Source organism: Salinispora mooreana (genome assembly GCF_000379065.1).
GTDB lineage: Bacteria > Actinomycetota > Actinomycetes > Mycobacteriales > Micromonosporaceae > Micromonospora > Micromonospora mooreana.
The window spans coordinates 4608460-4621666 of record NZ_KB900614.1 but is presented as its reverse complement, the minus strand read 5'-3'; the positions used below and the strand labels follow the sequence as shown (position 1 = coordinate 4621666).

Here is a 13207-nt window from a genome sequence, read left to right as displayed (position 1 = left end):
TGCGCAGCATCGAAGAAGTTGATTCGAGACTACTCATACGGGCGGCTGGATGGTGGGTCGAACGGGCAGTCCAACCCGAGTTCACGGCCAGGAGGAAAGCAATTCCGGAGTTGCAGTTCTGAACCCCGCCTGCACCGTTTCCAATCGAGTCAGACGTCTCCGTCAAACGAACAAGAGCCCCCTCGGGGTCCTTTCGAGGAAAGCTCGTCTCCAATACTCTCCCCCCACGATGACGACTTCACGACAAACCATGAACTTCACCGCCAAAAGCGATATAGGCCAATTGACATGGCGAGATTTTAGCGCCACCAACATGACTGGGCATTCTGGAAGAAAAGAATTTCGGAATCACTGGCATAATCGGCTGGCAGTAATTATTGGACAGATCTATCCGCCGCAAGGTAACTACCCGACCGGTACACCGTGCGCCTCGCTAAAACATTTTGCAGCCACCAGGTCAAGGAGCGGCACCAGATGACCTCGCTACCCGCACGGCACCAGGGCCGCGCGCTACCGCTTCCCGGAACCGCGGACTTCACCAATGCAACACAGGTGTTCAACCTCCACGCGCAGCCCCGGCCCGCAGCCGCCGTGACAGTGCGTTCCGTCCCGGAAGTCCGGGAGGCACTCGTACTCGCACGCGAACGCGGCATGCGAGTACGCGTCCACAGCACCGGACACGGAGCGGGTGCCGGCCGGCCAGTTCGGGACGGGCTGCTGATCCGGACGGATCTGCGCGGCGGGGTACGCGTTGACCCGGAACGGCGGACCGCCCGGGTGCCCGCCGGCACCCGCTGGCGGGCCGTGGTCGAGGCCGCGGCGCCGCACGGACTCACCGCGGCACACGGGTCGGCCGGCACAGTCGGCGTGGTGGGGTACGCCCTGGGCGGCGGACTCAGCCCCTACGGGCGCATCGTCGGCCTAGCTGCCAACACGGTCCGCGCGGTGGAACTTCTCACCGCCGACGGTCGGCATCACCGGGTCGACGAGGAGCACGATCCTGAGCTGTTCTGGGCGCTGCGCGGCGGCGGGGGTGGGTTCGGCGTGGTGACCGCGATGGACATCGAGCTTCTGCCGGTCACGGCCGTCATCACCGGCGCCGCCTACTGGCCTGAGCACGCCGCCGAACGGGTCATCGCGACGTGGATGCGCTGGGCGGCACACGCACCACGCGACGTGACGACCACGATCCGCATCCTGCGCCTGCCCGCGGCGCCCGAGGTACCACCGGAACTCGCGGGGCGTACGACTGTTGCCGTGGACGGTGCCGTGCACATCGCCCGTCCCGCAGGTATCACGGTCGCACGTCAGCACGCCGACGACCTGCTCCGCCCGCTACGGGCGATCGCGACTCCCGTACTCGACACCTGGTCGGAGGGAACATCGACCGACGTGTTGAATGCGCATGGCGACCCACACACACCGTTGCCGTTCCTCGGTGACCACATGCTCCTCGGCGACCTGGATGCTACCGCGATCGACCGCCTGCTCGACGCGATCCGCAACCGTCCGACGTCTCCCCTGGTCGTCAGCGGACTGCGACAACTGGGCGGCGCCTACCGCGCCCCTGAACGGGCGGGCGGAGCACTCGACCGACTCGACGCCGCGTACTCATACGCCGGCTCCGGACCGGTCCTGGCACGTGCCCACGCCGACGAGATCCGCACGCACTGCGATGAGATCCGCAGGGTATTGCAGCCGTGGGACACCGGGCGGACGGTGCCGTGCTTCGTCGAGGACTTCACGCGACCGCAACGGCATCTCAGCGCTGAACACGTGCTGTCCGTTGCCCAGGTCCGGCAGCGGGTCGACCCGGAAGGGCTCTTCCGGGTCGACGCACGGAGCGATGTCGATTGAGCACCCCCCGGATCGTCGGTTCTTGTAACCACCCAACCCACCCCGAAAGTAGGTGCCATGGCAACCACGATGGAGCAGGCGTTCCAGTGGCCGACTGAGACTCGCGCCTTCTGCGCGGAGCTACCCTTCACCCCGCAGACCATCCTGTTCGAGCGCGGCGAAGGCGTGCGTCTGTTCGACGCGCAGGGCCGCAGGTACCTCGACGCGCTCTCCGGCGTCTTTGTCACCTGCTTCGGCTATGGCTACCAACCGATCGTTACCGCACTGACCGAGCAGATCCAGAACATCACCTTCAATCCGCCGTTGCACGGCACCAACCGCGCCGCGATACAGCTTGCGCAGGGCCTGGTGGACCTCGCACCAGCGGAAATCACCTCGGTAAAGCTGCTCAGCGGCGGGTCAGAGGCGGTGGAGTCGGCGGTACGGTTGTCCCGGCTGTTCCACGCCATGCGAGGAAAGCCGACGAAGCAGAAGATCCTGAGCAACTACCAGAGCTACCACGGCTCCACCTACGGCGCGCTGGCGCTGACCGGTCACCCCGCCGTCGGAATCTTCGGCAACGGTATGCCGGCCGTCGTGCACACCTGGCCTCCAGAGGCGGTCGCCGCCCAGCGTGGACTCACCCCGAAAGATGCTGCCGAGCAGGCTGCTGCACTGGTGGAGCGCACGATCGAGGCGGAGAGTCCGGACTCGATCGCCGCCATGATCGTGGAGCCGATCAGCGGGGTCCGCTCGATGGAGGTTCCCGATCCGTTCTACTTCCACCGCCTCCGTGAGATCTGCGACCGGCACGACATACTTCTTGTCTTCGATGAGATCGTCACCGGCTTCGGCCGGGTTGGACACCACTTCGCGGCCCAACACTTTGGCGTCACGCCTGACCTACTCTGTGCGGGCAAAGGTCTCTCCGGCGGGTATGCGCCGCTAGCCGCGCTACTCATCAGCGAACGCGTCGCAGAACCATTCCGAACTCCAGACGGACCGATGGCATTCGGCACAACGCACACCTACTCCGGCAACCCACTCGCGGCGAGCGCAGGCCTGGCCGCCGTCGCTGCTTTCGCCACCGGCGGCTTCCTACCACGCATCCAGCACCTGTCGGTCACACTGCAGGCGATGCTGAGGCGAACAGTCGCGGAGCGTGGGACGGTGAACGGCCTGGGTCTCCTGCAGGGGATCACTTTCCCGGACCCGAACGGCACCAACCCCGGGGATCTCATCGAACAGGCCTGTCTGCGCCGCGGCATGATCGTGCGGGGCATGGGTCCCACCCTCATGATCGCACCGGCGTACATCATCGACGACAGCGAAATAGACGAAATCTGCGGCATCCTCGGCGATGCTATCGACGAGGTCCTCGGTAACGCCTCCTGACCGACGCGCCCAGAAACATTTGCGGAAGCCCGGCAACACGGTGCACACCGGACTCGGCGTTCGTACCAGCGATGCCGGACAGCCTCGCAGTACGGAAGGAAACACATGACAACGACGCACGGATGGGACCTGCTGTTCCGGCGCGACGACCTGACCACGACCGAGATTCGCCCGAACCGGCTACGTCCGCTGCAGCCTGGCGAGGCGCGCCTCACCGTTGAACGGGTGGGCATCACTACCAACACCGCCACCTATGCGCGCTTCGGCGACTCGCCCATGCGATTCATGAGCGCGTTTGCGGCACCGCAAGGCTGGGGTATCGTACCCGCCTGGGGATTTGCGACGGTCACCGAGTCTCGGGCACCAGTCCTACCGATCGACAGCCGACACTTCGGCTATCTTCCGATGTCGACGCATCACGTGGTCTCACCGCAGCCGGTGGCCGGGGGGTTCGTTGACACTACGCCTGAACGCGACTTCCTCCACACCTGGTACCGCACTTACGAAGCCGCGCAACCGCATCACCTGGATGACCGCCGGGCTTTGCTGCATCCGCTCTTCCCGGCGTCATACAATGCGGCCGAGTTCGTACTCGGACTGGCTGGTTCGGGCGGATGCACCGTCGTCATCACCAGCGCGTCAAGCAAGACAGCGATCGGCCTGGCTTTCCAGCTGGCCAACCGCGACGGTGTCGCGACCCTCGGGCTCACCTCCAGCGAACATAGAGAGTTCACCGACGGCCTTGGCCTCTACGACAAAGTCTCTGGCTACGATGACCTGTCACACGTACCGGTCACCGGCCCAGCAGTCCTCGTTGACCTCACCAACTCTGTCGAGCGAATGCGGGCGGTCTACCGGCACCTTGGCACCAACCTAACCGCCACGGTGCTACTCGGCTTCACACATCCCCGGACCTCGTTCGCGCCACCAGCTCTGGGCCCGCCAGAGCCGCAGATGTTCTTTACGCCCGCCGTCGAGCAGGAGGCCATGGCAGTGCAGGGCGAGGGGAACTACAAACGTCGGTTTGCCGAAGCAGAGGCAAAATTCCTGGCCGGCGCGGCGCAGTGGCTCACCGTCACCCATGCCGAAGGGCCTGAGTCGCTCGCCGCCGCGGTCCACGCCGTGCTCGCTGGAAAGGTACCGCCAGACCGCGCCGAAGTGCTCACCCCGTAGCGGCACCGTCGGTTGAACAGGAGTTGTCCGGATGACACAACACACTGAACACGCCGTCTCCCCCACCGACACTACCGGGGCTCGCCCGGGTGCGGGTGCTTCCCAGCCGCCGCGCCCCTGGTGGCGACGGCCGTGGATCATTCCTTTGGCGCTCATAAATATTGGCTTTATCGTCTACAACCTGACTCCGTTCCGGGAACTCGACCCGGCGACCGCGCCAATGCCTCCGCACGACGGGTTCCCGGCCTACTACCCACTGCTCCTGGCACACATGGCCTTCGGCACCATCGCGATGGTCACGGTCGTGCTCCAGTTGTGGCCTCACCTACGACGCACGCGTCCGCGCGTCCACCGGGTCAGCGGTCGGCTCTACGTGGTCGCGGCGATCATCAGCGGCGTCATTGGGCTGATCATCGTGCGGTTCGCACCGCCAATTGGGCAAATCGGCGTCAGCGCGGCGACCCTGGTCTGGATCTTCACGACCACGATGGGGTTCATCCGAGCCCGCCAGGGGCGCTACGCACAGCACCGTCGCTGGATGCTCTACAGCTTTGCCGTCGTGATGAACAACGTCTGGGGCAACATCATCGTCCGTGGCGGGCTCGCTCTACCGGAGCCCATCGACGTCGCCTACCTGTTGGAGGCGGCTCGCTGGATCGGGTGGGTCCTTAATCTCGCGCTTGTTCAGTGGTGGATCTACCACACCGACAGGCGGCCCGAGGTCCAGCCGGTGTAGAGAGGTGCGGCCGGTACGGCAACCATAGCTTGGGAGGAATCCACGTGACCCACACGTACGACATGCAGCCGCCGCATCCAGACGCGCCGTACAACACCTCGGCGATCGCCACCATCACCAGAGCGGACCCGCGGTACGAAAGCGTCCGTCGGGGGTACAACCAGCGCTTCGTAGCCGACGTTGACTACGTCTGTGTGCCGGTGGACACGGCGCAGGTGGTCCAGGCGGTCAATCGAGCGGTTGCGGAGGGCCATCGGATCACTGTTCGCAGCGGTGGACATGGCTTTGAGGGGTCCGCATCCACCACTGGTGGCGTCCTGATTGACTTGTCGGAAATGAACACGGTGTCCTTCGATCAACATCGACAGGCATTCGCATTGCAGCCGGGTGCCACCGTCGGTGAGGTCTATCGGCAGATGTACAAGACGTGGGGCGTCACCCTGCCGATCGGCGAGGGCACCGAGGTCGGCATCGGCGGACATCTGGTTGGCGGCGGTTTTGGCCCGCTGTCACGTCGCCTTGGTTCGGCCGTCGACTACCTGTGCGCGGTCGAGGTGGTGGTCGTCAACGAGGACGGCCACGCCGAAGCCGTGGTCGCCACCGACCATCCGGATGACCCGCACCATGACCTGTGGTGGGCACACACCGGCGCTGGTGGCGGCAACTTTGGCATCGTCACTCGCTATTGGCTCCGTACTCCCGGTGTCACCTCGACCAATCCAGCGGAACTCCTACCCAAAGCCCCGACCCGGTGGCGCACCGGAATGGTGGCCTGGTCCTGGGAGGCAATGTCCGAGCAGGACTTCGTCCGGCTGGTCAGCAACGTCGGAACCTGGTTCGAGCACAACAGCAGACCCGGAAGCCCCGGCGCCAACATCATGGCCTTCTTCTACGCCACCCACCGAAGCGGATCCGTAATTTCCGTCGGTGCCATGGTTGACGACGACCTACCCAACGCCGAGGGCCTCATCAATGACTACTTCGATGCCGCAGCCGATAGCCTGAGTGTCGAGCCGGTCATGCGAAACACGGAAGACGTCATGCCCTGGCTGTACTTCATGTCGTTCCCCAATCGTGGGGAGCCGGGCGGTATGACGGTACGACGGTTCAAGTTGAAGGCGGCCTACCTTCGCAAGGGGTACACGGCGGAACAGATCGCTACCGCGTACCGGCATCTCGCCACCGATGACGAGCGCTCCCTACACATGATCCTTATCGGATACGGCGGGCAGGTCAACGTCGTGCCCGCAGACGCCACCGCGATCGCTCAACGCGACAGCATTCTCAAGGCCGCATGGCTCGCCTCGTGGTCATCGGAGAGTGAAGACGAGCGACGGATCCGGCACATCCGCGAGGTCTACCGAGACGTCTACCGCGACACCGGCGGCGTGCCGGTTCCCAATGACCGCAATGACGGCTCGTACATCAACTACCCCGACCGAGACCTAGCGGACCCGGAGTGGAACACCTCAGGTGTGCCTTGGCACACCCTGTACTACAAAGACAACTACCCACGGTTGCAGCGGGTGAAACAGCGCTACGACCCACGCAACGAGTTCCGCCACGCGCTCTCGATCCGACTGCCCGACTAACGACGATGCCCGGAAGGCCCGGTCGGTGGCACTGACTGCTCACCAGCCGGGCTTTCCGCTTCAACCGACCAGTGCGGATCCGGAGTGCCGGGCGTGGTATTCATCGAGCATCCGCTGCGCCTCGGCAGTCGCCTCGGCGAACCTCTCCCGTGGCTGTGCACCAGCGAGCAACACATCGTGCATGGCGCGGGTCATCACCTGTTGAATCTGGAAATACCTGCCGACCAGAGCCCCGGTGGTCGGTCGTTGCGGCGACCACAGGTCGAGCTGGCGGTTGGGAGCCTGGTGATACGGGTGCTCAGTAAACCAGCCCTCTTCCTCGAGCAGGCGATATGCCGAGCGGGTCACCGGGACAAAACTGTGTGCCTTGTGGTACTCAGCGGCGTTGCGCGGATTGGCCAGGAACTGCATGAAGGCCAACGCCCCATCCCGGACCGCCGGCTCGAGGCCATCGGCCAGCCATAGCGAGGTGCCGGCAACCACATTGCCGGCGTGCGGGACGTCGGCGTTGTGGGGAAAGTCTGCGACCGCGAGCTCGAATCCCTTGGCCTCTGCTGCCTGCGCAGTGGCGGCGATGTCGTTGGACGAGCTGAGCCGAAACGCCACCTGCTCTTCGGCGAATAGCTCAAACGTGCCGAACCAGTCCTCTGGTTCACCCGTATAGACGTATAGCCCGTCGGCATGCAGCTGCCGCCACCACGCTACCCACGCCAACATCTCGTCCGTGGTGAAGTCCAGTTTCCGGGCCCGCCCGGACCGACCATTGTCCCGGTCGGCGATGGCACCGCCCTGCACGGCTACAGCGTGCTGGAACGAAATTCCGTTATTAGCCCAGGTGATCGCATGCGGCGGCCCACCCGAAGTCCGCGCAATCTCTTCACACGCAGCTCGTAGCTGTTGCCACGTCTGCGGAATCTCGGTTACGCCGGCCGCCCGTAGTAGCGTCATGTTCGCGAACAGGTGAAACGAGGTAGCTACCGTCGGCAGCGAATACAACTCACCCTGCCAGACGTACTGCGCACGTAGGGCGGGCTGTAGGTCGTCGAGGACCACCGGCTCGTTGAGCACCTCCGCACGCCCGGCCACAGCCCTCTCGACCGGGACAAACGCCGGTCTATTCGCGCGGTCGCGGGTGTCGAGCGCGTCCGGCATCGAGGTGTAGTAGTACTCCACGATGGCTGGTAGCCGTCCATCGGCGGCGGCCTGGTCGGCGGCCGATGCAATGTCCTCGAAGTGCAGTCCACGAATGCGTACCTGGTAGCCGGGGTGCGCGGCTTCGAATCGGCGGGCAAGCTGGTGAAGTGAGTCCATATAGTTGGGGAAGGTCAAGTCTGCCAGCCAGGCATCCACCACGACGTCGGTCACGCTTCCTCCTTTAGGGATTTTGTCGGAGGCGGCTACGCTGTGCCGAGTTGATGTATACCACCGACAATGGTTTGGGTGCGATGTGCTGGCAACGAACGAGTGAAGGTGCGTAGATCATTCACCAGCAGGTCCGGCTGCTCCAACGCCGGGAAATGTCCACCGCGGTCAAACTCAGTCCAATGAGATATGGATGGTATGTCGCGCATCGCCAGTGAGCGGATTGGCACGAAAATGTCGTGCGGGAACACGGCTACGCCAACGGGCTGCTCCAGTGGTTGAGGCTTCTCCGCGGCCCTGGCCTTTCGGACGTTGTCGCGGTCCTCGTAGTAGAACTGCCCCGACGAGCCAGCAGTCCGGGTGAACCAGTAGATGCTTACCAGCGTCAACAGGTAGTCCATCGAGACCGGGAGGACACCATCATGGTTGGGGTCGGTCCACTCCCGAAATCGCTCTGCAATCCAGGCGAGCTGCCCGGCCGGTGAGTCCGTAAGCGCATAGGCGAGCGACTGCGGTCGGGTTGCTTGCAACTTCATGTAACCTGATAGGTGTTCGTCGAAATACTCTAGCTTACTCAACCGGGCTTGGTCGACCTCGTCAAATGACGCCACCTCTGCCGGATCTCCCGACGGGAAGGTGAGCAGCATGTTGACATGGACGCCAGTGACCCGCTTCGGGTCGGCAGCAGCCACCGCCTGCGCGACGAGCGAGCCGGCGTCACCCCCCTGAGTGACATACCGCTCATAACCGAGACGGCGCATCAGCTCTACCAACGCAGGGGCCATCCGCGGGATGTCCCAACCGACCTCCGTCACCGGCGAGGAGAAGCCAAACCCGGGAAGCGCTGGCAGCACCACATGAAAAGCGTCACCTGGATCACCGCCGTGGGCGACCGGGTCAGTCAACGGCCCGAGTAGGTCAAGGAACTCGGTGTTGAGGCCGGGCCAGCCGTGGATCATCAGCAGCGGCGTCGCGTCGCGATGTGGCGAGCGCATATGAAAGAAATGCATTCGCTGGCCATCGATTTCGGTGGTGAACTGCGGGTAGGAGTTGATTCGGCGCTCCGCTCCGCGCCAGTCGAAACCGCTGCGCCAGTACTCGACAAGCTCATGGAGGTAGGCGAGCGGCATCCCGCGAGTCCAGCCCACGCCGGTCAGCTCAGGTGGCATCCGGGTGCTGGCCAGCCGTTGCCGTAGATCGTCGAGCTCCGTCTGCGCGATATTCAGGTGGAACGGCCGCATGGCGATCCCTTCACGATCGGGGACGGTTTGGTCCGACCTTCGCATCGGGATGCGCTCCACAGCGTCTCCTGCGCTGCGCGGTACTACCGGATTCGGGGCTCGCTCGCACAATCCGCAGCCAGGAGGAAGACCCGCAACATTCCGGTGTGACGATTCGGGCGCAGTCCCGACCGGTGCGACCAGGCAGGAGAAAGACCGTCATGACCAAGCAGTCGGCGCGTCCGTTCACCGGTGACGAGTACATCCAGAGCCTACGTGACGGCCGGGACGTGTTCCTCTACGGCGAACGCGTCAAGGACATCACCACACACCCGGCCTTCCACAACCCGGTACGCATGACCGCCCGACTGTACGATGCGTTGCACGACCCCGCGCGACGCGCCACACTCACCACGGCCACCGACACCGGCAGCGGCGGCTACACACACCGTTTCTTCACCACCCCCCACACATCTGATGACTTGGTTGGCGCACAGCAGGCGATTGCCGAATGGGCTCGGCTGAGCTACGGATGGCTCGGCCGTAGCCCCGACTACAAGGCCTCGTTCCTCGGCACCCTGGGCGCCAACGCCGACTTCTACGCGCCGTTTGCCGACAATGCCCGCCGTTGGTACCGCGAGGCGCAGGAGCGAGTACTGTATTGGAACCATGCGATCGTCCACCCTCCGGTAGACCGCAGCCGGCCTATCGAGGAGAGCGCTGACGTCTTCGTCCACGTACGCCGGGAGACCGACGCTGGCGTAGTGGTCAGCGGCGCGAAAGTGGTGGCGACCGGCTCCGCGCTCACCCACCACAACTTCGTCGCCCACTACGGCCTACCGGTCAAGGATCGCCGGTTCGCCCTGGTTGCCACGGTGCCGATGGACGCCGCCGGCGTCAAGCTCATCTGCCGTCCCTCGTACGGCGCGACCGCGGCGGTCATGGGCACTCCTTTTGATTACCCACTCTCCTCCCGCCTAGATGAAAATGACACCATCCTCGTCCTCGATGACGTACTCGTGCCCTGGGAGAACATCTTCATCTATGGTGATATAGGTAAGGTCCAGCGCTTCAGCGGTGGATCGGGGTTCGTCGAACGATTCACCTTCCACGGCTGCACCCGACTGGCCGTGAAGCTGGAATTCATCGCGGGTCTACTGGCGCGAGCACTGAGGATCACCGGCACGAGCGATTTCCGCGGAGTGCAGTCCCGACTCGGTGAGGTGCTCGCGTGGCGCAACCTGTTCTGGGGCTTGTCCGACGCAGCAGCGCGTAACCCGATACCTTGGCATAACGGCGCCGTTCTGCCCAACCCACGGTATGGGATGGCATACCGCTGGTTCATGCAGATCGGCTATGGGAGAATTCGGGAAATAGTGCTACAGGACGTAGCGAGTGGGCTAATCTATGTCAACTCCTCGGCCGAGGACTTCTCGAACCCTGATGTGCGCGGCTACCTGGACCGCTACCTGCGTGGCTCAGATGGCACCGACGCGGTAGACCGCGTGAAGGTCATGAAGCTGTTGTGGGATGCAGTTGGCACCGAATTCGGCGGCCGACACGAGCTGTACGAACGCAACTACGCGGGCAACCACGAAAATACTCGGGTGGACCTGGTTGCCGCCCAACTCGCCAACGGGGAGATCGACGACTACATGTCATTCGTCGACCAGTGCCTTACTGAGTATGATGTGGATGGATGGAAGGTGTCTGACCTCTCATCCTTTCCACACCTACGGGCCGGCCGCGACGCCCTCGGGGAGCACTGAACCGCTGATCATCTCTTCGGATCTGCGCGGGCGAGTCGCTAAGCTGCCCGTCGAACGAGCCCAGGCCCCGCACGACGGTCAGCGGCCGGACAGCTTGGGCGCAGGGCGAGTGCGGGTCGCGCCGGCACGGCTAGCGACACCGCAACCGGAGCGTCGGTGGCCCGCAACGGATGCAGATCGAGGCGGATGGGGGTGTGCTGGCCGGGTGACACCGAGACCGGTTTCCGAGTTGTGCCCACCAGGATCCCTGGTTGACCACACTCGACCGGCTCAGCCACCGCGAATGCGGTCCACTTCCCAACCGGCACATCCATCATGGAGAATGTTGTGGACGCGGTGTGCCGTAAATAGCTAAAGGTGACAGGCGGCGCTTGTGGAATAGCCGCTTCAAAGAGGCCAACGAAAACATTGGCGCGGCCGAGTGACTGTGGCAGCCGGATGACGACATTCGCACGGCCCCTGGGCCCGACACCGGGCAGCGGTGCCGGTACCGCTGCCATCGCCCGCGGGCCCGGAAGCACGCTGAACCCTCGACCTGCGGCGACCAACAGCGCGCCAATTTCCGGATCGCGGTAGCGGTTCGGCGTCATCCCCACCGAGCGGGTGAACCGAGTGGTGAACGTACCGACACTGCTGTATCCAACGCTGCACACGATCGCAGAAACGGTCAGGTTGGTGGTCAACAACATCCGTTTGGCCTGAAACATCCGCAGCGCTGACAGGTACCGGCCCGGAGTGGTACCGGTCGCCCGGGCAAAGACTCGCAGGAAATGAAAGGGACTGATGTAAACCTCCGAAGCCAGGTCCTCCAGGGTGATGGGCTCAAAGTATCGCGCCCACATGATTCCGACGGCGTGACGCACCGGGTCTTCCATCATTCTCCCCCTCGCTCATACCAGACACAGACATGGCGCATCGCCCGCTCCATGCTGATGCAGCGGTTGGATCCGCACGATTCGGTAGAGGGCCGGGGCGGCCTCCCTTGACGCCCGGTTTTCCGCGTGGGTGCCCAGCCGTTAACGCGACCCCCACCGATTGACTGACGGCTGTGCACAGCGTGCCGTCGGCCTGATCGAAAGTCTTCTCAGGTTGTGCCGACTACGGCGGGCCTGCGCAATCTGGAAGACGTGCTCCGCGACCGGCCGGGACGACCATGAAGTGTGCGCTGCCACGTCGAGCCGAAAGGCAGGAACCCACGATGAGAATCGGTCTGGAGCTCGGAGCCTTCGCCTGGGACGGCGGCCCCACGAGCATGGGCGCCACCCTCTCCCGGATCGCCCGCACCGCTGACGAGGCCGGATTCGATCTCATCGCAACGGGCGACCATCTCTGGCAGGGACCGCACGCCGGCGGGCCGGAGGCCCCACAGCTGGAGTGCTTCACGACGCTCGGCGTGCTCGCGGCCCACACCACCCGCTGCCGCGTGGCCCCGGTGGTGGCAGGTGTACATTTCCGGCACCCCGCCCTGCTGGCAAAGAGCGCCACCACGCTCGACGTGCTTACCGGCGGTCGATTCATGCTGGGACTCGGGGTTGGCTGGGACGAGTCCGAGGCAGTCGGCTCCGGCATCGAATTCCCGCCACTCGGTGACCGGTTCACGATGCTGGAGGAGACGCTGCAGATCCTGTTGCGCTATTGGACCGGTGAGCGTGGAGCCGAAAAGCCATATACGGGCCGGCATTACACCATTGAGCGGACGTTGAGCGACCCGCAGAGCATCACTCGACCGCATCCCCCGATCATGCTGGGCGGCGGGGGGCGGCGGACACTACGCCTGGTAGCTGAGTACGCCGATGCCTGCAACCTCTACCCGGGGCCCGATCTGACCGAAAAGCTGGAACTACTGCGCCGGCTGTGCGACGAGGCGGGCCGCGACCACACCACCGTGGAAAAGACCTGCGTACTTCCGGTGGACGTGACGGAGAGCGCCGGCGTCGATGCGCTCCTCGCGCAGCTTCGACGAATAGCGGCCGCAGAGGTGGACACCACGATTTGCATCATTTCGTCGAATGACCCTATCCGGGATGTCGAGCGAATTGGCGAGCACGCGCTGCCCGCGATGGCCAACGAGTGACGCTTCACAGCGATTATTCCACGCCCCTTTGCTATCCACAATGAATCGCG

Annotated in this window: 10 protein-coding genes; 7 read left to right on the top strand and 3 right to left on the bottom strand. The window is 64.2% G+C overall.

Annotated elements, in window-relative coordinates:
- The first annotated feature begins 474 nt into the window (after window positions 1-474).
- The 5 genes from SALPAC6_RS0122100 (at window position 475) to SALPAC6_RS0122080 (ending at window position 6732) form a co-directional block, all read left to right on the top strand.
- A complete protein-coding gene (locus SALPAC6_RS0122100) occupies window positions 475-1857 on the top strand; it encodes an FAD-binding oxidoreductase (RefSeq protein WP_018255500.1) in 1383 nt (460 codons plus the stop codon).
- A 57-nt stretch (window positions 1858-1914) separates the two neighbouring features.
- Window positions 1915-3231: an aminotransferase family protein gene (locus tag SALPAC6_RS0122095; protein WP_018255499.1), complete on the top strand. Its 1317-nt coding sequence runs from the start codon at window positions 1915-1917 to the stop codon at window positions 3229-3231.
- A gap of 105 nt (window positions 3232-3336) precedes the next feature.
- Window positions 3337-4404, top strand: a complete 1068-nt coding sequence (locus tag SALPAC6_RS0122090; protein ID WP_018255498.1) for a DUF2855 family protein — start codon at window positions 3337-3339, stop codon at window positions 4402-4404.
- Between the two features lie 31 nt (window positions 4405-4435).
- Window positions 4436-5140 carry a DUF2306 domain-containing protein gene (locus SALPAC6_RS0122085; protein WP_050563464.1) on the top strand — a complete coding sequence of 235 codons (705 nt, stop codon included), beginning with the start codon at window positions 4436-4438 and terminating at the stop codon, window positions 5138-5140.
- A 44-nt stretch (window positions 5141-5184) separates the two neighbouring features.
- Window positions 5185-6732 (top strand): FAD-binding oxidoreductase, encoded by a 1548-nt coding sequence (locus tag SALPAC6_RS0122080; protein ID WP_018255496.1) that lies wholly within the window; start codon window positions 5185-5187, stop codon window positions 6730-6732.
- A gap of 60 nt (window positions 6733-6792) precedes the next feature.
- Here the strand turns inward: SALPAC6_RS0122080 and SALPAC6_RS0122075 are convergent, their stop codons facing one another.
- Together SALPAC6_RS0122075 and SALPAC6_RS26565 are read right to left on the bottom strand one after the other, a co-directional pair.
- Window positions 6793-8097, bottom strand: coding sequence for an extracellular solute-binding protein (locus tag SALPAC6_RS0122075; RefSeq protein ID WP_018255495.1), 1305 nt, complete (start codon window positions 8095-8097; stop codon window positions 6793-6795).
- A gap of 32 nt (window positions 8098-8129) precedes the next feature.
- Window positions 8130-9335, bottom strand: coding sequence for an epoxide hydrolase family protein (locus SALPAC6_RS26565; RefSeq protein WP_050563514.1), 1206 nt, complete (start codon window positions 9333-9335; stop codon window positions 8130-8132).
- 200 nt (window positions 9336-9535) lie between these two features.
- Between SALPAC6_RS26565 and SALPAC6_RS0122065 the strand changes: the two genes are divergently transcribed.
- The gene (locus SALPAC6_RS0122065; protein ID WP_018255493.1) at window positions 9536-11083 is read left to right on the top strand and encodes a 4-hydroxyphenylacetate 3-hydroxylase family protein; all 1548 of its coding nucleotides are present in this window, start codon (window positions 9536-9538) and stop codon (window positions 11081-11083) included.
- 38 nt (window positions 11084-11121) lie between these two features.
- Here SALPAC6_RS0122065 and SALPAC6_RS26560 read toward each other — a convergent pair whose 3' ends face one another.
- A complete protein-coding gene (locus SALPAC6_RS26560) occupies window positions 11122-11961 on the bottom strand; it encodes a helix-turn-helix transcriptional regulator (protein ID WP_050591226.1) in 840 nt (279 codons plus the stop codon).
- Between the two features lie 320 nt (window positions 11962-12281).
- On the opposite strand from SALPAC6_RS26560, the gene SALPAC6_RS0122055 reads away from it, so the two are divergent.
- Window positions 12282-13157, top strand: a complete 876-nt coding sequence (locus tag SALPAC6_RS0122055) for a TIGR03560 family F420-dependent LLM class oxidoreductase (protein ID WP_018255491.1) — start codon at window positions 12282-12284, stop codon at window positions 13155-13157.
- Window positions 13158-13207: the final 50 nt, after the last annotated feature.